The following is a 21,211-nucleotide window of genomic DNA, read 5'->3' on the forward strand; positions in this document are numbered from 1 at the left end:
TGAACAACGAGGGACAAGAAGTGAACGCGATCGCACAATCAAGCCAAAGCCACAAGAATCCGTTAGGACTTGGGAGTAGAGTTGTCTGTGGCCCTAACGAATAACGGGTTGTCAAGTAGCCATTACTCATGGCCATAATCATCATACAGAAAAACTAAAGCGATCGCCAGCCAAGTCAGTTAACTCGTATAAACGCTTCCTATTTACCCTATAACCGGAGAAAAGCCGCCGATCGCTTTGACCGACAGCCCGATGTATATTCCATTCTACAGATTGTAGAATCCCAAGTTTATTGACTACACCAGGATAGTTTTTGCTCCCCAAATTGTCAAAAAAAATGCGATCGGTTGCATTTTCGCCCAAACTTGCATCTGTCCAACTGAAATTGTGCCCATATCATTAGATATTAACTTAGCTGTAACCCCTACCCGATAAAGGTTGAGGGAGGCTAAGTGGTTATCTGTCCATTATTTGGTTAAGTCTGGTTAACCACTTATACCCCTGGGGATAGAGTCCGGGTCAGATGTCAAAAATGGTATAATCGCAGATGTGCTATATATCAATAAAGAGGTACTTTCCCCTGATTCCCATTCGCGATGATAACCCAACTGAGATTAACCCTTGGGTAACTAAGGTGTTAATTATTATCAATCTGATAGTTTTTGCGCTACAATTTCTGGTGATAGTTTCCGAACCAGAACAAGTAGAACAAATCATCTATACTGGTGCATTTATACCCTGTCAACTCGCCCAAAGTTGTCCGTCTGATATGCCAGCAGCAGCATTTACCTTTCCAGCTTGGTTGACTCTAATTACCTCGCAATTTATGCACGGTGGTATTGGTCATATTGTGGGGAATATGTTGTTTCTGAGTATTTTTGGCAACAATATTGAAGATTGTTTAGGTCATTTTAAATTTTTGATTTTCTATATACTATGTGGAATAGCAGCCGCATTGATTCAAGGGTTTGCGTCCCCTGATTCTATCATACCATTGTTGGGAGCAAGTGGAGCGATCGCCGGAGTTTTAGGAGCCTATTTAATTCGGTTTCCCCGTGCTAAATTATTAGTAATCTTCCCATTTTTTCCGTTTATTCCTATAAGGCTGCCGGCTTATTTCTTCCTGATTTTATGGTTTGCATTCCAATTTATTGCCGGGACTTCTACGCCTAATATAGATACAGCTACGGGAGAAGAAGTCGGCGGGGTAGCTTATTGGGCTCATGCGGGAGGGTTTATTTTTGGTATAATTCTTGCGCCGATACTGGGGTTATTTTCCTCAAGAGGAGGTGCAAATAACTAAGATTCGAGAACCCCAATACTTTCGGGAGATACAAACACTTCAACCTGTTGACCTGGCTGGTATCTTTGGAGGTCATCTCGATGCCAATTTTGGACTCTCACCATAACATAACAGTTGGGGGAGAGTTTAACTTTGTAGCGGGTATCCGTACCGATATAAACCCTTTCTTCCAAGAGTCCAGACCAACTGGGGATATGAGCAGACTTGACAGGATATAGAGTTATTTTTTCGGGTCTAATTACTAATGTTACAATTTGTCCTACAGAAAGACTATTTTCGGCGACAATTTGAATAGGTAGAGATTCATCAACTAACACGGTTTGCTGGTCATTATTAATTGCTATAACCCGTCCGGTGAGGAAGTTACTATCCCCAATAAAATCGGCGACAAATCGAGTTTTGGGATATTCGTAAATTTCGATAGGAGTTCCGACCTGTTGAACCTCTCCCTGGTTCATAATAGCAATGCGATCGGACATAGTTAAGGCTTCTTCTTGGTCGTGGGTAACATAAATAAAAGTAATTCCGATACGTTGCTGCATTTGTTTAAGTTCCAGTTGCATTTGTTTCCGCAATTTCATGTCTAAAGCGCCTAAAGGTTCGTCAAATAATAAAACCTCTGGCTGTTTAACTAGAGACCTAGCTAGGGCGACGCGCTGCTGCTGTCCCCCGGATAGCTGACGAGGATAGCGATCGCGCATTTCGGTTAATTTGACTAACTCCAACACCTGAGAGAGGCGATCGCTAATTTCCGCAGAGGGTAAATTTTCCATCTCCAGTCCAAAGGCGATATTTTGGGCGACAGTCAAATGAGGAAACAAAGCATAATGTTGGAATACAGTATTAACCGGACGGTGAAAGGGAGGTCGCTGACCCATAGCTTGACCGTGAATATAAACTTCTCCGGTGGTAGGTAATTCAAACCCAGCAATCATTCTTAATGTGGTAGTTTTCCCACAGCCAGAAGGTCCGAGGAGGGAGAAAAACTCCCCATCTCGAATCTGTAAATTTAAGCCATTGACTGCTAAAAAATCTCGATGCTTACTCCCCCGAAAAGTCTTAGAAACATTGACCAGTTCAACCGCATGATTCATAGTCGCTCAATTAAGACCCTACACCCAACTTAACCTCTGTCCAGGCTTGATCATAAAAGATAGTAGCTTCTCCGACATCTTCCAAATATCTGAGTTTCGCAAAAACTTCGGGAGGGGGATAAATACCAGGATTTGCCAAATTTTCTGGTTTAATCAACTTTTCAGCGATCGCCGTTTTATTAGGGGAACCATAGTTAATAAAATTGGAGATTTGGGCACTAATTTCCGGTTCCATGATAAAATTAATGAATGTCAAAGCTAAATCCGGGTTAGGTGCGCCTGTAGGAATCACCATATTATCCATACCAATAATTGTGCCTTCTTGAGGAATTGCATAACGCAACTTAGGATTTTCTTGCATTACTTGAAAGATATCGCCGCTGTATTCCATAGTCATATCAACCTCACCTTGATTAAGGAGATTTTGACCAGTATCAGGAACAAAGGCGGTGATATGAGAACTATTTTGAATTAAGAAATCCCTAGCGGCAAAAATTTCATTTTGATTGGTAGTATTAGGGTCATAACCCAAATAAATTAATACCGCCCCCATAGTGTGTCGCATATCATCTAATAGGGAAACCTTGGAGGCAAAATCAGGGTCAAATAATTGAGACCAACTGTTAATATTTTCCCCGACTCTATCAATATTATAACCTATTCCCAAAGTCACCCACTGATAGGGAATACTATATTGATTTCCGGGGTCATAGGGAGGGTTAGCAAACTGCGGGTCGAGATGGATAATATTAGGAATCCTCGCCAAATCCAGAGGTTGTAACATTCCCTGATTAATCATAATTCCTACCATATAATCGGGGGAAAATACCACATCATAACCAGGATTTCCGGCTTGTAGTTTGGCATACATACTTTCCCCACTATCGTAGGTATCATAGTTAATTTTAACGTTATATTCCTGTTCAAATTGAGCGATCGCCTGTGGAGCAATATAACTTGACCAGTTATAGATATTCAGAACATTCTGTGAACCTGTCCCAGTCAGAGAACCATCAGGACTGGTAGCAGCACAACCCCAAGGCAAAATCACACCCAGCGAAAACAGCAATATTAACGTTAAAAGTCGCTTCATTGTCTAGTCATCTCTCCTAAATTAACCCTAAGATAGCGCCTGAAAAGACTCCACCTGTAAAACCGGACCAATCATCGCCAGAGTCATCACATCTTCGCGAATAATCCCCTGGACGATCGCCTTTTTTCCCGACTGCTGCAACTCCGGGGGTGCATCCTTCAACTCATAGGTTTGTTCAGCACTAACCAGCGCCCAAGTCCCCGTCCCAAAACCTTTTTTTTCCACAACCCCTTCAACAGTGATAGTCATATTTATAACTCTCCCATTATGTCAAATACTTGATAGATTCGGAATAATTCCCCTCCACCGACATAGCAGAGGGGAAATAGAGGTCAACGTGCTAATAATTAAGCGATCGTCGTTTCCGACTTCAAGGCTAAACTCGCCAAACCCATACATAATAGGGCATTAATCACCAAGAAACCACGGGCGATCGCCCCACTTCCCAGACCCCAAACCGCTGGGGAAATAAAGGCACTGATCACCAAAAAACTAGCCACGCCAATAGTAGTACCGATCGCCAACCACTTCCACTCTGGATGACCCAGGAATAGTACCACCAAAACCGCCGGAATCAATACACTAGCAAATACAGGATTCAACACACTGCTACCCTGAATTGCGCCGCCAAGTTCAGGTAAAGAACTACCCATAACCCGCATCGGCCATTGAGGCAAATCAAAGATGTACAGACCCCGCAAGAAAAATAGACCACTGCTTCCGGCGATCAAACCGCCAGCCATAGACCAACCCCAGCGGAAGGGGAAATAATTGCGGAGGAACCAAGCCAATAAATAGGACCCCAAAACCATAGCAATTTTGGGCAATAAAGCCACCGCGCCGCCATCAATCCAGAAGCGCGGACTCAGATAACCACTCTCCCGCAGCCAGCGGAAAAAGTCACGGAAGGAAATTTGTCCCCGCAGCGCCACTTGTACAGCACTAGCAGCATCCAAATGACCAGCGCCAAAATGATTAAAGGGGTCTTCAGCCACTTGACGGGAGGACTCTTTGAGAATCGCCACAATTTCATCAGGGCTATCAACCCCGGTGGCGCGAATTAAAGCTGCTACTCCAGCCACATGGGGGGAAGCCATGCTGGTTCCCTGAAAAGCGGCAAAGGTTGATCCGCCTGTAGCCGGGTCAATGGTTTCCTGGAGAATGCCTCCATCTTCATTGTCGCCCTGGGTCAAGCCACCGGGGGCAGAAATATCGACACCTGCGCCAAAATTGGAGTAGGGGGTTTTATTTCCGGTAGAGTCGAGGGCAGAAACTGCCACCACTCTGGGATAACGGGCGGGATAAGCTGCCGCATTTTCTCCAGAGTTACCAGCGGCAGCAATAATTACTACACCCTTGTTATAGGCGTAGTCGATCGCATCTTTCATCAATTGAGTTTCGCCGCCACCACCGAGACTCATGTTAATGACATCAGCGCCATTGTCGGCCGCGAATCTAATCGCCTCTGCAATGTCGGAAATTGTGCCACCACCACCGGCTGAGAGGACTTTTAAGGGCATGATTTTGGCGCGGTGGGCAATACCTGCCACCCCATAGCCATTGTTGGTAGATTGGGCAATAGTGCCCGCTACATGGGTTCCATGTCCGTTATCATCGGAGGCTTCCCGGCGGTTATTCACAAAGTCATAACCGGGGACAAATTCGGTATCTTTTAAATCGGGAACCCGACTGACTCCGGTATCAATGACCGCCACTGTCACCCCTTCTCCTTGGGTTTCTTTCCAGGCTTCCTCTATATTGATACTGCGTAAATTCCACTGTTTACCGTAGAGGGGGTCATTGGGAAAGTTGTTAGAGTCACCCAAAATAATCGCCGCGACATTCATGGGTTGAGTGTCAATGCGGTAAATAAAGTTAGGTTCGATCGCTTCTGTGTCTTGGCGCAAAGACCTTCTTAGGGATCTGAGTAGATCGCGATCGCCACGAACCACATAAATGTTATCGTCTTTGGAGAATTTACTGTTTAACTGAGGAACTACTTGATACTGATCGGCGATCGTTCTAATGCGATCGGCTATTTCCGTTTGAGTCAAATCTTCCCGAAAATCTAGTACAATCGAATCAAATGTGCCTTGGGTAGCCAAGCCAGTGAAGTTAGACACCGCCCAGCCCAACCCAAGCAGGAATAGGCAAAGTAGTAGAAATCTTTTCATGTGTTTTCGCCATAGTTAACGGCTAATTCGTCCAACGGTCAGTTACCGACCAGACAAATCATCAAATTGGTGATTCTATTGTATCTCGAAGATTCTAAATTCGTATTAAACGCTCAAATCAGATAAATTATGGAACGAGGATTACTGTGGCTTCCCCTGCTGGCTGTGTTTATTGGACTCGCCTGGTCTGGGTGGAATGAATATCAGAAGTTAGAAGCCTATAAGCTGTGGGCTGAAAAATTTGATCAAGCCAAATATGATATCTATGCCGTCTTAGGTCACAGTGGCGACCAACTGACCTGGGGTAAACCCACTCGCCAGGGTCCTGTTAACTTACAAACTTTTTCTCTCCGGGATGTTCAGTCAATATGGCTATTGGTGGATAATAAATCTGTCAGCCTCGACCAACTCCCCCAAAAAGGAAAATCCGTCGAGTTAGAATTTATCCTGCAAGATGAACCTGACCCGATCCGTGTTCCCTTTACGCAACTTTCCCTCGCCGCCAAGTGGTGCCAATATTTGCAGGAAATTTGGCAGAAAATTAACGCCTAATTTCCCGGCTTCATGATTACTAGTCTTTCGGCTGACTATTTCCCTTCGAGAATAGTTTTGCTCTCATAGCCGCCTGGGACTCAACTCTCGACATATCCTGGTCTATGAGTCCCGTCAGGGCTTCCGTTAATTGGGACGGGTCCATAAATATTACTTTGGCATTTTCACTCATGCTAATTTGTTGATTAGCGTCTACGAACTGTTTAGCAATCAAAAACTGTAAAAACTCTCGACTATTTGGATCTAGGTTCAGCACCTCTGCTAAAACTTTAATCGATGCCGCTTTACCTTCTGCTATACTGATATCAGCCTTTTTTTGACTCTCCGCTGCCCTTTGAGCCTCCATCGCTAATTTCACCTTAGCCGGAGGTTCAATGCTTTGTAAATCAACCCGTACTACTTGCACTCCCCAATTTATCGTTTTCTCCGCTATGTTGTGAAGCAGTGCGGTATTAATTTCATTGATAGACGAAAACATATCCTCCATATTTCTTAATCCCACTTCCGCCCGCAGAGTCGTAGTTACTAAATTCCCGATCGCATCTTCTACTCCCTGAATATCATAGAAAGATTTTCGCATATCTTGGATTTTCCAAAACACCAAAGCATCAATAGTTAGGGGAACATTATCTTTAGTAATTGCCTCTTGTTTGGGAATATCTAACAGCCTTTCCCGCAAAGTATCATAGTGTACGATTTTTTCAATCACCGGGATCACAAACTGTAAACCCGGCTTCAGAGTTCGGTTATATTTACCTAACCGAGCCACTAATGCTTCATCTCCATCACTGATAATTCTAATTGAGGAATTTACCCCAAACCCAATGCCTAACGAAATCAATAGCGCGAGGATATACTGAGCCATAGAACCTCACATTTATCTGATAATTTTAAAGTTAGTCTAACCTATCCAGTCACACCCTGCTACTAATTATAGCACAATTTTGGCAACAGTAAATATATCAAAACATTAAGTTGCGAGTCAACATCTCAACATTTATCATATTTACTGTTAACTTTTAGGTAACTTCTAAAGTCTCTGGTTGGCATCGATAATTTACTGATTTGACTCCGACTCGGTTTCCGGTTCCACCTCAACAGTTTTAGCTGTTTCTGTTAACTGAGCCGCCAGTTCTTCTTTAATAGCACGGCGATAAAGTTTGCCCTCAAATTTTGCCAATTCCTCACATACTTTCTCTACCCAAGTTTGTTCTACCAAAGCAATTAAAGCCGAACTACCGGGAGTTAAAGACTCCGATAAATCCTTGAGGTCTTCTTGGGGGAAACCCAAATCAATAAAGTGGGTAACTAAAGCCCCAACACCTGCCCCACCAGCGGTCATGGCAATTACACCTAAAGCACCAATGGGATTAAATAAAGCAATTAATCCAGCAGTGATACCCCCCATAATTGCACCACCACGGGGGCCGGTGTCTCCGGTTTCACTAATGGAAACCTTGCCCTTTTCATTTTTGACCATGACCGCCGCATTAACAATAAAAATAATGCCAGCGCGCTCCATGTCTTTAAGGACTTTCAGAACTTCCTTGGCTTGATTTTTGTTATTATATGCGGTAACAATTAGAGTCGTAGGGGTTTCAATTGAAGTCATGTAATTTTGCTCCGGTAGAAGAGTTAACTAAAATATGACTAACTCTAGCACAATGGAGACAATCACAGTACAATAGTTTCAGCCAAGGAGAGTAAGTGGTAATCTGGGCGTGTTTGACCTGCCTGCCAAATATCTCTAACCGACTCCCCAAATAACTATAACCTTCGATGACAGACCTACAAATGGGAACCCTATATGTTGTTGGTACTCCCATAGGGAACCTAGATGATATAACATTTCGGGCTTTGCAGACTTTAAAATCAGTGGATCTCATTGCGGCGGAAGATACCCGCCACACGGGGAAATTACTACATCACTTTCAGATTGAAACGCCCCAAATTAGCTACCACCAGCATAACCAAAGCCGTCGCCTTCCTGAATTAATCGATCGCCTTTTAGGTGGAAGTGCGATCGCTATAGTAACTGATGCGGGAATGCCGGGAATTTCTGACCCAGGTACCGAGTTAGTACAAGGCTGTATCAATGCGGGTATTCCTGTGGTTCCCATTCCTGGTGTTAGCGCCTGTTTAACCGCATTGAGTGGGTCGGGACTACCAACCGATCGCTTTGTGTTTGAAGGCTTTTTACCCGCCAAAGGTAAAGACCGCCAAAAACGCCTACAAGCCTTGGGCTCCCAGTGTCGGACCATGATTTTATATGAGTCTCCCCACCGACTCCGACAAACTTTGAGCGATTTAATCGATGTTTTAGGCGGCGATCATGGTGTCGTCATAGCGCGGGAATTAACCAAACTCCATGAGGAATTTTGGCGCGGTAGCCTGGGGGGTGCGCTCGAATATTACCAAAACAGGGAAGTCCGAGGAGAATTAACTATTGCGATCGCACCAGTTACACCCACAACCCCCACCCTGTCAGAGGAAGATATCCTAGCCCAATTACAACAATTACTACAGCAGGGACTGTCGCGATCGCAAGCCAGTCGCCAGTTAGCCGAAAATTTATCACTGTCCCGTCGCCAAATTTATCAACTCGCCCTTACCCTTGCTGACGAATGACCCTAAAATGTAAAGTAACGTTAAGACAAAATCCACAAAATATCATGGTACTATTCGGATTCGGCAAGAAAAAATCTCTCCCTCAGCCAGAAGAAGCCCTTCCTGGACGCGATCGAGTCATGTCAGTTCCTGATCGCCACTATATCAATGGGAACCCCCTTAAACCCCCTTTTCCTGAAGGTATGGAACAAGCCGTTTTTGGTTTGGGCTGCTTTTGGGGCGCTGAACGGAAATTCTGGCAACAGCAGGGCGTGTTTAGCACCGCTGTAGGCTATGCGGGAGGATATACCAAAAATCCCACCTATGAAGAGGTTTGCAGCGGTATGACTGGTCATACAGAAGTGGTATTGGTGGTATTTGACCCCCAGGTGATCAGTTATGCTGATTTACTCAAACTATTCTGGGAAAGCCATAACCCCACCCAGGGAATGCGCCAGGGTAATGATACCGGAACTCAATATCGATCCGCTATTTATACCTATTCAGACGAACACCAACGCCAGGCTTTGGCTTCTCGCGATCGCTATCAACAAGCACTCTCCGCCGCCAGTTACGGTGAAATTACCACAGAAATCGCTCCCGCCAAAGAATTCTATTATGCTGAAGCCTATCATCAGCAATATCTAGGCAAAAATCCCAATGGTTATTGTGGTTTAGGTGGTACTGGTGTGGGATGTCCCGCCATGACCGAAACTTCCGTTTAATCTCCTGAGTTTCCTACGGTGCGTCAGACTCGGTAAATATCCATCTGACGCACTTCTGACGCACTATAGCGGTTCGGTGAATTGGTGAGGTACTTTTCAAAGCCCCCTTCGACAAGCTCAGGACAAACCTCTCCCCTATTGGGAGAGGGGTTTGGGGTGTAGACGCGCAGCGGCTTCTCTTTGAGTGGGCTGTACCTTATGGATATGAGAAACGCTATATTTATTTACCATCCTCAATTATCCCTGATTTTTACTACCTATCCAATGTCTGATTTCCTGTTGAATATGCTTAACTTCTGCTTCCTCTAACTGGTCTCCGAGGCGGTAGGTGCGACGGCGGGAAAATAAAAATAATAAAGGTTCTTGAGTGACTATCTCTAAGCTGTGGTGAAAATTGCCTTGGCTGTCCTGTAGACATAAAGGATTAATTTCTTGAATATAGGAGAGTTTCCCCTGCTGGCGGCGGGTGAAAGCCGAAGAATGCCAGCATATCTCGTAGTTTTCATTATCGAAGTTGAGGCTAATTCTCTCGAAATATTTTTCCCCTGATGTCAGGATAGCCATTAAAAATATCAGACTTCCCGGAATAGCTAAAATTAACCCAATTAGGGGAATTGCCGCGATAACCTCTAATAAAAATAGGGCGATTTTTCCGGTGGATATGGGTAGCTTTTGCAGGATGATTAAGGTAATAATTATCGAGACAAATACCCCCGACTTAACTAGAATATTCAGATTACTTAACTTTTCCTTAGTCGTGGCTACTAACCATTTAGCCGTGTGGCGCATAGGGCGAATAAATTGCAGGGAAAACCGACAGGGAATTTGAATTGTCAATTTATCATCAGTTTGGGATAAGTTAATATTCGACTCTGTTGCGGGTGCAATTACTGCGCGAAAATTGAGTTTTTGTAATTCTAATAATGCCTCATCTGCACTATAAAAACGGTTTTCTGGTAGGGGTTCTGTCAAACGTTCTAACCAGGTGATTAAACGGATATCTGTTTTTGGGGGAATGCGATCGCGAAATTTCACCCGAAAACTTTCTTGGGGAAAATCAGCCGGAGGACAACCTGTTAATAAATGTACTAAGGTCATCCCTAACGCATAAAAGTCAGAAGCCGTGGTTGACTGACCGCCAAATTGTTCAATGGGTGTATAACCTAAAGTTCCCACCACCGTAAAAGTCGCCCCAGGAGTCGGAAATTGAATCTGTACCGAACCAAAATCAATTAAATATATGCGGTTATCTTCCCCCCAAATTAAGTTACTCGGTTTAATGTCTCTGTGCAAAATTGGCGGCGCAAATTGATGTAAATAGCTGAGAATTTCTAAAACTTCTGTCGCGATCCACATAACTTCTGGACGACTAAAAGTGTATCCAGATTCTAGTTTTTGCTTCAGGGAAACACCAGGTAAATATTCTGTGACTAAACCAAACCATAAATTCTGGTCATCAACCGAGAAATAATCCCGGTAACGCACGAGACGAGGATGGTCAAGTCGTTGGAGGACTTGTGCTTCCCTTTCTAGGAGTTTCACATCATCCCATTGCATACCATTTCCCATGGCTAATAGTTTAATTACCACGCGATCGCGCCGTTTTAGATCTCGTCCTAACCAGGTTTGGCGGACCGGGTTACTGTTTAGGGATTCCCGGAGTTGAAAGCGATCGGCTAGAATAGTCTCAGTTGATAACATTGATGCAGAATCTTCAAACAGGGTGCTATAACTATTGTGCCATAAATGTAGATATTTGTGCTTCCCCAATCTAGTCTCATCAAGTGAACCACACCATTTAACCTGTTATAATTATCCTAGGGCGAAATTATCCTCAAATCCTCCTGAAGCATTCATGCTTAACACTACAAATATAAAGGAGTTCATCTCATGCTACAAGCCAAACCCAGATTTCAAAGTTTTGACGAATATTTATCTTATCATGATGCTTCCGAAAAACTCTATGAATTATTCAATGGAGAACTCATAGAAATGCCACCAGAATCAGGTTTAAATATCCAAATTGCCAATCGTCTGTTTTTGGTTTTTGCTTTGATGATAGGAACAGATAGAGTCCGAGGTCAAGGATTAGAATTAGAAGTCAGAGGCGAACCCAGAAATCGTTATCCAGATTTAACCATTATTCGACCAGAACATATTGAGCAACTCTCCCAACGTAATACCATCCGCCTGTCGATGTTACCGCCCTTATTAGTCATAGAAGTAGTCAGTCCTGGAGAGTTACAAAGAGACCGAGACTATGTAGCCAAAAGAATACAATATCAAGATTTAGCCATTCCTGAATATTGGATAGTTGACCCCCAAACTCAAACCATCCTAGTATTAGAAATCACCGACACTGGCTATACAGAAATCGGTATTTTTGCGGGAGATAATTTAGTCATATCACCCCAATTCAGACAGCTTGAGTTAACAGCATCTCAAGTATTTAATCCCGCTTCTTAATTAACCATATTAGTTAAAGGAATTCATCTCATGCTACAAGCCAAACCCAGATTTCAAAGTTTTGATGAATATTTATCTTATCATGATGCTTCCGAAAAACTCTATGAATTATTCAATGGAGAACTCATAGAAATGCCACCAGAATCAGGTTTAAATATCCAAATTGCCAATCGTCTGTTTTTGGTTTTTGCTTTGATGATAGGAACAGATAGAGTCCGAGGTCAAGGATTAGAATTAGAAGTCAGAGGCGAACCCAGAAATCGTTATCCAGATTTAACCATTATTCGACCAGAACATATTGAGCAACTCTCCCAACGTAATACCATCCGCCTGTCGATGTTACCGCCCTTATTAGTCATAGAAGTAGTCAGTCCTGGAGAGTTACAAAGAGACCGAGACTATGTAGCCAAAAGAATACAATATCAAGATTTAGCCATTCCTGAATATTGGATAGTTGACCCCCAAACTCAAACCATCCTAGTATTAGAAATCACCGACACTGGCTATACAGAAATCGGTATTTTTGCGGGAGATAATTTAGTCATATCACCCCAATTCACACAGCTTGAGTTAACAGCATCTCAAGTGTTTAATCCCGGTTCTTAATTAACCATAAGTAAGTTATGGGGGGCTAAAAAACTCTGAATAATTTAGCCCCAAGGTATTCGGGATAACTTAAAGATACTTTTTCAAGAGTAACTCAAGCTGTTGTTTACGAGGTTGTGGCACTTTGGCTAAAGGAGTAAGAATGGCATATTTTAAGGCAGAATGTGCCTCCGACTCTGGCAGATTTTTAGATAGTCGTTTAACCGTTTCCTGAATAACTTTTTGGGCATTAACTGCATTATGCTTGAGGTTATCAATCACTAAATCAACGGTAACATGATCATGGTCGGGATGCCAACAATCATAATCAGTTACTAAGGCTAATGTAGTATAGGCTATTTCGGCTTCCCGTGCGAGTTTGGCTTCTGTTAAATTAGTCATACCAATTACAGTCCCCCCCCAACTTCGATACAAATTAGACTCAGCTTGGGTGGAAAAAGCGGGTCCTTCCATACAAATATAAGTTCCGCCTCTGTGTAGGGTTACTTCTGGCAAATTCAAAGCCGATATAGCATCACCGACAACGGCAGCCAACTGATTACAAACCGGATGACCAAAAGCAATATGGGCGACAATTCCATCACCAAAAAAAGTCGAAATTCTGCTTCTTGTCCGGTCAAGAAATTGGTCAGGAATTACCATGTCTAAAGGCTTAACTTCGGCTTTCAGAGAACCCACAGCGGAGGCGGAAATAATATATTCAACTCCCAAACTTTTCATGGCGTAAACATTCGCCCGATAAGGTAACTCACTGGGAAGAAGTTTATGATCTCGTCCATGACGGGCCAGAAAAGCTACCCTCATTCCTTCTAAGGTTCCTAAAATAATCAGATCGGAGGGGGACCCAAAGGGTGTCTCAACTAGGACTTCTTCTAAGTCGGTGAGGGCTTCCATTTGATAAAGACCACTACCGCCAATAATGCCAATTTTAGCCTGGGTCATAATTGCATTCCCTATTGATGATATTACTCAAGATATTGTAGCGGAACTTGTTTAAAATTATCTGAAACTTGCCAATTTTTGGGGGGTCATATCTACGCCAAATATTAGCAATTACTACAAACTTGGGATATAATACTATGGGTCTCTATGGGTCTCTATGGATGTTCAGACAATTATTAAAAACAAGGCTATAGCGGCATTGAATCTATCTATGGGGATTTAATAGTAAACTACCGCCCCATTCTGATGATGTCGATCGCCTATCAAACCGCCAATATTGTTGATAATTATTAAAAAAAGTTTGTCCTAAAATTCCATCAACTTCCAACATATCCAAAACCGAGGGAGACGATAAAATCACCGCCTCTAAATTGGTGAGTTTATGGGTTCCTAATTCCACCGTGGCGAGGGTTGATAGGGTCGCCGCCTCCAACCCACAAAATCCCAAAACCTGGACAGGACTGCGGGATGCTGGATCAATTTCTAAGCGATCGGCTAAATCTTCGGAAATAAAGATAGTATCAGCCCCGGTATCCAACATAAAAGTAAACGACCCCCGATCAGCGATCGCCACCTCTGCTAACATCACCCCCAAACGACTTTTTAAAGGTATCGCCGCCGCCGATAACTCTGGGGGAAGATAAGAAGGCGACAAAAGCTGAAGCTGTCTAGTGTCAGGATTCACGATCAGATCAAATTCCGCCAAAACATCCATTCCCAAAACCCCAGATAAGCCATCAGGAATTGTCTTATTAGCAAATTCCAAAACCTGTAAATCCATCACCTGCGCTTCCCCCATTTTCAGAGTAGGAAGACGATGTAAAGTTGCATCCATCGCTGGACAATCATCACCCGCTACTGCTGACTTAACGCGATCGCCTGAAATTTCCTCTCCCACCAATCCCAAATCTGTCACTAAGGGACTTCCCACCATAGTAGTAGAAGCCCCCGTATCAAACAAAAATCCCCCCCTACTTTCCCCGATTTCCACATCAACCGCAAACACCTGACTACCCTCGATTGGATGCAGAGAAACCCGGCTTTCTCCCGTAGTTTTAGGGCGAGGTAAATTCAGCCCTTCCAACTGCACGATCGCCCTTAAATCCCACCCATATTTTAACGATGGCAAAACCGCCCCCACCGCCACCGTAGCAGTAGCAAACCCCACTATACATATTACCCCCAAACCATCCCATAATTTACCCATTTACCATCTCCCAAACCCACATTTTAGGCCCTTAATTATTGCCCATTAATCACCATAAAGCATCTCATAGCAACTATCCGACATTTCAAAATTAGCCGTCACATTTTGCACATCATCTAAATCATCCAAAGCATTCATTAACTTCATCAGCGATCTAGCTTTTTCCACATCATCAACCTCCACAATATTGCTAGGAATCCAACGCAATTCAGCTTCCACCACCCGAAACCCAAAATCATCTAAAACCTGATTCAAATGTTCCAAATTTTCCGCCACCGTAAACACTTCCACCCCATCAGTATCATCAACAGGAGTCAACTCGTAGGACTCAGCCTCCCCCTCCACAGAAGCCTCTAACAACTTCTCCTCATCAATGGGACCCGCCAAAGTTACAACCCCCTTTTGTTCAAACATCCAACTCACACAACCAGTTTCCCCCAGGTTTCCCCCATTCTTAGTAAAAGCCGATCGCAGATCCGCCGCCGTCCGGTTACGGTTATCCGTTAATCCCTCAATCAAAACCGCCACCCCACCGATACCATAACCCTCATATCGGATAGACTCCAACTGCGACCCATCCGAAAAAGTACCCGAGCCCTTAGCGATCGCCCTTTCGATATTTTCATTAGGAATACCCGCCGCCTTCGCCTTCTCAATAGCTGTTCTTAGCTGAAAATTCCCCCCTGGATCAGCACCTTGTCGCGCCGCCACAATAATTTCCCGAGAAATTTTCGTAAAAACCTTACCTTTAACCGCATCAACCCTAGCTTTCTGGCGTTTAATATTCGCCCATTTACTGTGTCCAGCCATAGCTAATCAACAATTTTTCCAAATCTCACAAACTCAGTATTAATTAAAACGGATATCCTCTTCAGTTTCACTCAGATGGGAAGTATCCCCATTAAGTTCCATCATCCATTCCCCTTGTTGATGCACTAATTTAACCAAACAGCATAAACTCGCATGAATATCCGTTTCTCTTAGGGTAGGAATCAGCCCCATTGCTGTCCCTATCACTGATGCACCATGTCCTATTAATAATAAATTATCATCTGGATAAGCCGCCACCAGACCCTGTACCACCTCTTTAGTACGCATCAAACATTCCTCCCAAGTTTCTGGATAGTTTGATGTTCCCATGGGGTAAGTGCTATCAATCAGCGGAAATTGAGCCATCAGAGTTTCCAGGGGGAGAATTTCCGGGCTTTCCTTCATCCATTCAGGATTTAGCCATTCTCCCAGTCCCCAATCTAATTTGATGGGTAGGTCTAGGATTTTGGCGATCGCCTCCGCAGTTTGAACCGTCCGCAGAAATGGCGATGAGAAAATTTGGGTGATTCCTTCCCCCACCAGTCGCCTAGCCAATTGTTTAGCCTGAACCAAGCCATCCGGGGACAGATAGGGATCATAACGACGTTCTGCGGTATTAAACCATTCAGGATTGACAAAATCAATCCGGTTTCCGTGTCTAGCGATCCAAACGGTTTGAGTCATGACTAGGGTAGTAATGTCAAAAAAACTTCCCCTATCATACCGATTTTCCGCCACCTGGCAACCTTAGCCAACCTAGTGGCGATCGTACACCATCAACCAGATTGGAAAATTAGCGCTAATATTTACTACAGGGGTTCCCTGTTCTTACCCAGTCTCATAATTATTCTCTAAAAGCCGTGCTAAATAACTCTTGCAGCCGTAAACGTACTTATATATTGGGTTTTTTTATCGGTTTAATAATCGCGGTATTACTCGCCATTTTCCCAGCACATACAGCCCATAGCCAAGATAGGTTTGGGATTAACTTAGAGTCTAAAACCGCCCCCGTCATACTTGATGGACGACTCATATTTCAACTTAGTAATGCTGAAGGATATCCCGCTGAATTTAGGGCGAATCTCATTCAATCCAAAATATTAGAAGCCGCTCGTTCACCTATTCCCATAGAAGTCACACTTAGAACTAATGATATTTTACCAACTCTCTGGTTAAATGATGGATATTTATTGACTGTTACCGAACGAGATACCGACGCAGGTAACGATGTCCAGGAACAAGCACAAATCTGGCAACGTCAAATCCAGTTAGCTATTAATCGTGGTCAAAGAGAGCGCACCCGCGAGTTTCTTAGAAGCGCCTTATTACGTTCTTTAACTATTTTGTTATTGGCTATATTTTTACATTGGGTTTTAGGAAAAATTTGGAGAGGTTATTTGCGCCCCATTTTAGAATCTTTTTTACCCCAATCTCAGTTATCCCCAGAAGACCAAAAAAAGTATCATCATAGTCTGGAACTATTTATAAATTTGACTTTGGGTAGTGTCAGATTAGGCTTATGGCTGGCTATTATTATCTATATAGCCAATCAATTCCCCATAACTAGACAATGGAGTTATCAAATTCGGGGAACTCTCCTGGCTACCCTGACTTCCGATATTATTAACCTCGACAATAAATCTTACTCCCTCCCAGATTTATTCTTTTTATTACTGCTATTATGGGCTTTGGTTTTGGGGGCAAAAGTATTAGCTGATGTTCTGCGATCGCGTATTTTACAAGCCACCGGAATTGGTCGAGGCGCTCAGGAAGTCATCGCCGTAGTAGTCCGATATTCCTTAATCTCTATTGGTACTATTGTTCTCCTCCAAGTTTGGGGTTTAAACCTTAGTTCTCTCACCATCCTAGCTAGTGCATTCGGTGTCGGGATTGGTTTTGGGTTTCAGGATATCGCCAAAAACTTCGGTAGTGGTTTAGTCTTATTATTCGAGCGACCAATTCAAATTGGAGACTTTATTGAAGTTGGAGAATATCAAGGAACCGTTGAAAGAGTCGGCGCTCGCAGTACCGTCATTAAAACCTTAGATCGCGTCTCTATTATTGTTCCTAACTCCCGATTTTTAGAATCCGAATTAATTAACTGGGATCATGATAATTCCCTCTCCGGTTTACGACTTCCCATTAAGGTCGCTTACGGTTCCGATGTAGAATTAGTCCGCCAAAGCCTCCTCGATGTCGCTCAAGCAAATTCTGATGTATTAACCATTCCTTCCCCCCAAGTTTTATTTAAACGTTTTGGCGACAGTTCCCTAGATTTTGAACTCCGCGTTTGGACTCGCTATCCCAACCGCCAAGTTATCATCAAAAGCGATTTATACTATCAAATCGACGCCATCTTCCGACAACGCCATATTGAAATTCCCTTTCCTCAGCGGGATCTACATATTCGAGGCCACCTTCCCCTCCAGTTATCACCAGAGTTGGAAGCATTTATCCAAAAAATCCTAGGGACCAAAAACCAATAATCATATCAAATCCCCTTCATTTCAGACCACCCGCCACCTGAAGTTCATATGCGTCCCCTTTCACCATATATGATCCGATTCCCACACACCAGACCACCAAACTCTGCCACCCGGTCTCATCCCTAGTCCCTTCTAGTCCCTTAAAGATTCCTCAAATTTTTTCCCAAACAATCTTGACAAACTCAAATTTTTATGAGACTATAATCAAAGTCAAGTCAAATGCGGGTATAGCTCAGTGGTAGAGCGTCACCTTGCCAAGGTGAATGTCGCGCGTTCGAATCGCGTTACCCGCTTTCAAACACCACCAGACTGTATGCGTAGGAGTAGTTCCCAGTCTCGCATCATATCTGTTGACCAAAGCCATTTTGACCCTAGGGCATGAGATTTAAACGCTTCTGGTGCTTCTGAAAGCGCCTTATCTCTGAATTTAACCGCCTTACTCAACTGTGTCACCTGTTCATCAGCATTTAGGGACTCAGCCGATTTCATTAATACCAATCCCAAACCTGCATAGGCATTTAACACATCCATATTCTCCAGCGTCGAAGCATCTACATTATCTAAGCTATCCCTGTCTTCGCCGTCCTCTGTCTCTGTAGTAGCAACATCCCCCCCAGTCAAAGTCCATGTTTCTGTATTCACTGATGCTAATTGATCGTTAAAAGAACCTCCCTCCCAGCTTAAAATAGGCTCTGCTAACTCCAAACTACGATACCAGGTTTGATAAGCCCGCTGTAAATCACCCGACCTATAGTAAGCAAATCCTAATGCTGTGTTATATTCCAGTGAATTGGGCTCCCCATCAACTGCCCTCACCCAAAATCGGCGCACATCATCCAGACTATAATTAGCACTACCCCTCTCAATAGATTGCCAAGCTAAACGTCCCCGTAAAAAATTGATAGCAGGTTCGTCTTCATACTGAGACGGAACCACAAACAAAGCCGCACGGGCTTCAGCTACCGCCCCACGATTTAATAATTCTGCCGTAGCCTGCACCCCTGCTTCCAGATTAGCCCGATCAAACTGTTCGATCGCAATTCCTGAAACTTGGTCAGTCATAGCATCTTCCAAACCTGTGGCTAACGTTTCTTCTGAAGAATTAATATTATTCCTGATTGGTTGATTACTCGACATCAAAGCGCGATAGGGTAACATGGCAGTAATGCGATCGCCGAAAATCGACAGCCCGCAAGTGATCACTAATACAATCACCACCAGCATCACTCCTAACACACCACTGCTCTGGCGTTGGGAACCTCTAGGACTATCAGACTCCTTCTTCCACCTTTTTTCATCCTCAACGTATCTATCATAGCTTGGGGGCAGTGTCTGCGAACCAGAACGACTATTTTTATGATTAACACCAACTATTCTAGGTGTATGTAGTTGTTGGAGAGTATCCCCAATAAATCCCACATCCTCCCCATTTCCTTCTAACTCTAAAGTCTCATCAAATCTCTCATCATCTGACCAGTCCTCAATGTCTGCTGATTCCCCAGGGTCTGTATAGTTAGCCCCACACATATCTGGACTACTCGCTTCTATATCCTCCCAGTAGTTACCTAAAGCTGTCCTGCTAACTGTCCTGCTACCTGGTATTAAAATGCCATCAAACTCATTGTGTAAGTACAAGACAGGTAACGCCCAATAGATTTGATGGGAACCATAGGCAGAAATTAGCCCCTGTCTAGCCCGACTTAAACTTAAATCTATTGGTAATCCTTGATTTAGTTGGCGGTAAAATAGGCTCGTTAGCATCAAAGCCACCTCATCAGGAATGCGTTCAGCCATGGCTAACACCCCCGGAACTCCTCGCTGCACTAACGCTTCTGCTAGGTTAAGTTTTGCTGTATCATTAGCATCGGCTAGGGGATTACTATAAGCACCTCTACAGGAGTTTAATACCGCTAGAAGTACCCCATTATTGACCAGCAGTCCCGCTAAATCATCCCCACTGATGGTTTCACTTAATCCTGTACGACTGTTGACTAAATATAAAGCCCCACCCATCGAAGTATAGCCACTGTGTCCAGCATAATGAAATATCTGATATTGACCCTGTTCTAAGGCTTGGGTGATTTTCTCACGATCAGGCTGTTCTAATATCGTAATCTCAATGGCACCATGGTATCCTCCATTATCACTCAATTCTCGCTTGAGTTCCTGTTGGAGATGTAGAGCCTCTTGTTTGAGTTGTAAACCATTTAGGTCATTGGGGGCGGCGATCGCCATTAAAATTCTTAAAGTTTGGTTAGGTTTCCCAGAATGTCTCGGTAGCCGTAGTCGGCTTTCTGGTCGGTAGCGAGAAAAAACTACATCACATCCTGTCGCAAGTGGTCTTCCCCCTTCATGGAGGACTTCCCAGGGTAGGCTGTTGAGGCGTTGTCCTTTCAAACCTAAGCGCAACTGTAAAGCTGTCTTTCGATTATGGGCGATCGCTTGGGCGCTCGTCCAACTGTCCCGCAGCGTATCAAAGAATAGATTGTCATAAAGTTCTTGACCCAGTTCTACTAAACTCAAAGACGGCGATCCATTTGCCAAAACTGTCCCACCGCTAGTATCTCCGCGCCTAGCATAAGATGAACCCTCCAGCACTTCCAATAGAGGATCTTTCATTAAATAACGGGTATATTCTAGCCATTCTTCCACTGGCCACTTCACCTTTTCCTCCGCCAAGGGGACACCGGATGGCACTTTCGGTGTTTTTTCCGTCCGTACCCAATATTCATCATCCCCCAATGGGGTAACAGAAATCAGAAACTCCTGGGTCATTGGTCTCCGTCTCAAAGTTGGGTCAGGTCTCAGCGCTTTTAATTTCACTGACAATATATCTTCCCTCTATCTCTATGTTGATAAGGGGGCGACCGGGGTTAGTCAGTCATTGCCCATTCATAATGACTTCAAAAACTCACGATTTGCTCCCAAGTTTCTGGAATTGCCAACCGATGACCCCTCCAACCAACATCCCAACATCTTCCTTATATATATAGTCGCAGTGAGCGATCGTTGATCCATTATCCATTATCCATTATCCCGACACCCGATGGCCTCACAACTCATATAGTCATATAGGCGATCGCGTGGGACACTATCAGCCAACCAACCAGCCCCACGTACCCTTGTCCCTAGTTATCCGCTCCGCG

The 21,211-nt window shown here is 43.9% G+C and carries 20 protein-coding genes and 1 tRNA gene; 8 read left to right on the top strand and 13 right to left on the bottom strand.

The features are described from left to right. Nucleotides 1–141: 141 nt before the first annotated feature. The gene (locus P5674_RS17165; RefSeq protein WP_014275856.1) at nt 142–363 is read right to left on the bottom strand and encodes a hypothetical protein; all 222 of its coding nucleotides are present in this window, start codon (nt 361–363) and stop codon (nt 142–144) included. 271 nt (nt 364–634) lie between these two features. Between P5674_RS17165 and P5674_RS17170 the strand changes: the two genes are divergently transcribed. Continuing rightward, nucleotides 635–1,303, top strand: a complete 669-nt coding sequence (locus P5674_RS17170; protein ID WP_081471278.1) for a rhomboid family intramembrane serine protease — start codon at nt 635–637, stop codon at nt 1,301–1,303. On the opposite strand, the gene P5674_RS17175 is transcribed toward P5674_RS17170, so the two are convergent. The 4 genes from P5674_RS17175 to P5674_RS17190 all read right to left on the bottom strand — a co-directional run bounded on the left by P5674_RS17175 (nt 1,300) and on the right by P5674_RS17190 (nt 5,664). Beyond that, complete coding sequence (locus tag P5674_RS17175; RefSeq protein WP_006618828.1) at nt 1,300–2,397, bottom strand: ABC transporter ATP-binding protein; 1,098 nt, start codon at nt 2,395–2,397, stop codon at nt 1,300–1,302. The genes P5674_RS17170 and P5674_RS17175 overlap by 4 nt on opposite strands. A 10-nt stretch (nt 2,398–2,407) precedes the next feature. Further along, entirely contained in the window at nt 2,408–3,490 is a 1,083-nt protein-coding gene (locus P5674_RS17180) for an ABC transporter substrate-binding protein (protein WP_006618827.1), read from the bottom strand. Between the two features lie 27 nt (nt 3,491–3,517). Next, complete coding sequence (locus P5674_RS17185; RefSeq protein WP_006618826.1) at nt 3,518–3,739, bottom strand: hypothetical protein; 222 nt, start codon at nt 3,737–3,739, stop codon at nt 3,518–3,520. A 98-nt stretch (nt 3,740–3,837) separates the two neighbouring features. Continuing rightward, complete coding sequence (locus P5674_RS17190) at nt 3,838–5,664, bottom strand: S8 family peptidase (protein ID WP_006618825.1); 1,827 nt, start codon at nt 5,662–5,664, stop codon at nt 3,838–3,840. A 129-nt stretch (nt 5,665–5,793) separates the two neighbouring features. Here P5674_RS17190 and P5674_RS17195 point away from each other — a divergent pair, with 129 nt between their 5' ends. Further along, the gene (locus P5674_RS17195) at nt 5,794–6,216 is read left to right on the top strand and encodes a hypothetical protein (protein WP_006618824.1); all 423 of its coding nucleotides are present in this window, start codon (nt 5,794–5,796) and stop codon (nt 6,214–6,216) included. Between the two features lie 19 nt (nt 6,217–6,235). Here the strand turns inward: P5674_RS17195 and P5674_RS17200 are convergent, their stop codons facing one another. Both P5674_RS17200 and P5674_RS17205 read right to left on the bottom strand, forming a co-directional pair. Beyond that, nucleotides 6,236–7,081 carry an SPFH domain-containing protein gene (locus P5674_RS17200; protein ID WP_006618823.1) on the bottom strand — a complete coding sequence of 282 codons (846 nt, stop codon included), beginning with the start codon at nt 7,079–7,081 and terminating at the stop codon, nt 6,236–6,238. A 192-nt stretch (nt 7,082–7,273) separates the two neighbouring features. Continuing rightward, the gene (locus P5674_RS17205) at nt 7,274–7,828 is read right to left on the bottom strand and encodes a DUF1269 domain-containing protein (protein WP_006618822.1); all 555 of its coding nucleotides are present in this window, start codon (nt 7,826–7,828) and stop codon (nt 7,274–7,276) included. 167 nt (nt 7,829–7,995) lie between these two features. Here P5674_RS17205 and rsmI point away from each other — a divergent pair, with 167 nt between their 5' ends. Together rsmI and msrA are read left to right on the top strand one after the other, a co-directional pair. Next, nucleotides 7,996–8,844 (top strand): 16S rRNA (cytidine(1402)-2'-O)-methyltransferase, encoded by an 849-nt coding sequence (gene rsmI / locus P5674_RS17210; RefSeq protein ID WP_014275853.1) that lies wholly within the window; start codon nt 7,996–7,998, stop codon nt 8,842–8,844. A 44-nt stretch (nt 8,845–8,888) separates the two neighbouring features. Then, on the top strand, nt 8,889–9,548 hold the full coding sequence (msrA, locus tag P5674_RS17215) for a peptide-methionine (S)-S-oxide reductase MsrA (protein ID WP_014275852.1): 660 nt from the start codon (nt 8,889–8,891) through the stop codon (nt 9,546–9,548). A 237-nt stretch (nt 9,549–9,785) separates the two neighbouring features. Here msrA and P5674_RS17220 read toward each other — a convergent pair whose 3' ends face one another. Then, nucleotides 9,786–11,249 (bottom strand): serine/threonine protein kinase, encoded by a 1,464-nt coding sequence (locus P5674_RS17220; RefSeq protein WP_006618819.1) that lies wholly within the window; start codon nt 11,247–11,249, stop codon nt 9,786–9,788. Nucleotides 11,250–11,438: 189 nt separating this feature from the next. Here P5674_RS17220 and P5674_RS17225 point away from each other — a divergent pair, with 189 nt between their 5' ends. Both P5674_RS17225 and P5674_RS17230 read left to right on the top strand, forming a co-directional pair. Beyond that, nucleotides 11,439–12,014: a Uma2 family endonuclease gene (locus P5674_RS17225; RefSeq protein WP_315642841.1), complete on the top strand. Its 576-nt coding sequence runs from the start codon at nt 11,439–11,441 to the stop codon at nt 12,012–12,014. Between the two features lie 30 nt (nt 12,015–12,044). Then, nucleotides 12,045–12,620: a Uma2 family endonuclease gene (locus P5674_RS17230; protein ID WP_014275849.1), complete on the top strand. Its 576-nt coding sequence runs from the start codon at nt 12,045–12,047 to the stop codon at nt 12,618–12,620. Nucleotides 12,621–12,689: 69 nt separating this feature from the next. Here P5674_RS17230 and P5674_RS17235 read toward each other — a convergent pair whose 3' ends face one another. From P5674_RS17235 to P5674_RS17250, 4 genes are all read right to left on the bottom strand, one after another. Continuing rightward, a complete protein-coding gene (locus P5674_RS17235) occupies nt 12,690–13,562 on the bottom strand; it encodes an S-methyl-5'-thioadenosine phosphorylase (protein WP_006618817.1) in 873 nt (290 codons plus the stop codon). A gap of 205 nt (nt 13,563–13,767) precedes the next feature. After that, nucleotides 13,768–14,769 carry an aspartyl protease family protein gene (locus tag P5674_RS17240; RefSeq protein WP_006618816.1) on the bottom strand — a complete coding sequence of 334 codons (1,002 nt, stop codon included), beginning with the start codon at nt 14,767–14,769 and terminating at the stop codon, nt 13,768–13,770. Between the two features lie 45 nt (nt 14,770–14,814). Further along, nucleotides 14,815–15,579 carry a YebC/PmpR family DNA-binding transcriptional regulator gene (locus P5674_RS17245; RefSeq protein ID WP_006618815.1) on the bottom strand — a complete coding sequence of 255 codons (765 nt, stop codon included), beginning with the start codon at nt 15,577–15,579 and terminating at the stop codon, nt 14,815–14,817. A 39-nt stretch (nt 15,580–15,618) separates the two neighbouring features. Next, the gene (locus P5674_RS17250; protein ID WP_315670124.1) at nt 15,619–16,263 is read right to left on the bottom strand and encodes a histidine phosphatase family protein; all 645 of its coding nucleotides are present in this window, start codon (nt 16,261–16,263) and stop codon (nt 15,619–15,621) included. Between the two features lie 176 nt (nt 16,264–16,439). On the opposite strand from P5674_RS17250, the gene P5674_RS17255 reads away from it, so the two are divergent. Then, a complete protein-coding gene (locus P5674_RS17255) occupies nt 16,440–18,065 on the top strand; it encodes a mechanosensitive ion channel domain-containing protein (RefSeq protein ID WP_315670125.1) in 1,626 nt (541 codons plus the stop codon). A gap of 221 nt (nt 18,066–18,286) precedes the next feature. Continuing rightward, nucleotides 18,287–18,358, top strand: a tRNA-Gly gene (locus tag P5674_RS17260). Between the two features lies 1 nt (nt 18,359). On the opposite strand, the gene P5674_RS17265 is transcribed toward P5674_RS17260, so the two are convergent. Beyond that, nucleotides 18,360–20,840, bottom strand: a complete 2,481-nt coding sequence (locus P5674_RS17265; protein WP_315670126.1) for a CHAT domain-containing protein — start codon at nt 20,838–20,840, stop codon at nt 18,360–18,362. Between the last annotated feature and the right edge of the window lie 371 nt (nt 20,841–21,211).

The sequence above is a fragment of the Limnospira sp. PMC 289.06 genome (genome assembly GCF_032350395.1).
In the GTDB taxonomy this organism is placed as follows: Bacteria; Cyanobacteriota; Cyanobacteriia; order Cyanobacteriales; family Microcoleaceae; genus Limnospira; species Limnospira platensis.

Coding starts and splice junctions, on each gene's coding strand:
- P5674_RS17175 (WP_006618828.1), bottom strand. CDS start 2,397: ATGAATCATGCGGTTGAACTGGTCAATGTTTCTAAGACTTTTCGGGGG.
- P5674_RS17180 (WP_006618827.1), bottom strand. CDS start 3,490: ATGAAGCGACTTTTAACGTTAATATTGCTGTTTTCGCTGGGTGTGATT.
- P5674_RS17185 (WP_006618826.1), bottom strand. CDS start 3,739: ATGACTATCACTGTTGAAGGGGTTGTGGAAAAAAAAGGTTTTGGGACG.
- P5674_RS17190 (WP_006618825.1), bottom strand. CDS start 5,664: ATGAAAAGATTTCTACTACTTTGCCTATTCCTGCTTGGGTTGGGCTGG.
- P5674_RS17195 (WP_006618824.1), top strand. CDS start 5,794: ATGGAACGAGGATTACTGTGGCTTCCCCTGCTGGCTGTGTTTATTGGA.
- P5674_RS17200 (WP_006618823.1), bottom strand. CDS start 7,081: ATGGCTCAGTATATCCTCGCGCTATTGATTTCGTTAGGCATTGGGTTT.
- P5674_RS17205 (WP_006618822.1), bottom strand. CDS start 7,828: ATGACTTCAATTGAAACCCCTACGACTCTAATTGTTACCGCATATAAT.
- rsmI (WP_014275853.1), top strand. CDS start 7,996: ATGACAGACCTACAAATGGGAACCCTATATGTTGTTGGTACTCCCATA.
- msrA (WP_014275852.1), top strand. CDS start 8,889: ATGGTACTATTCGGATTCGGCAAGAAAAAATCTCTCCCTCAGCCAGAA.
- P5674_RS17220 (WP_006618819.1), bottom strand. CDS start 11,249: ATGTTATCAACTGAGACTATTCTAGCCGATCGCTTTCAACTCCGGGAA.
- P5674_RS17225 (WP_315642841.1), top strand. CDS start 11,439: ATGCTACAAGCCAAACCCAGATTTCAAAGTTTTGACGAATATTTATCT.
- P5674_RS17230 (WP_014275849.1), top strand. CDS start 12,045: ATGCTACAAGCCAAACCCAGATTTCAAAGTTTTGATGAATATTTATCT.
- P5674_RS17235 (WP_006618817.1), bottom strand. CDS start 13,562: ATGACCCAGGCTAAAATTGGCATTATTGGCGGTAGTGGTCTTTATCAA.
- P5674_RS17240 (WP_006618816.1), bottom strand. CDS start 14,769: ATGGGTAAATTATGGGATGGTTTGGGGGTAATATGTATAGTGGGGTTT.
- P5674_RS17245 (WP_006618815.1), bottom strand. CDS start 15,579: ATGGCTGGACACAGTAAATGGGCGAATATTAAACGCCAGAAAGCTAGG.
- P5674_RS17250 (WP_315670124.1), bottom strand. CDS start 16,263: ATGACTCAAACCGTTTGGATCGCTAGACACGGAAACCGGATTGATTTT.
- P5674_RS17265 (WP_315670126.1), bottom strand. CDS start 20,840: ATGACCCAGGAGTTTCTGATTTCTGTTACCCCATTGGGGGATGATGAA.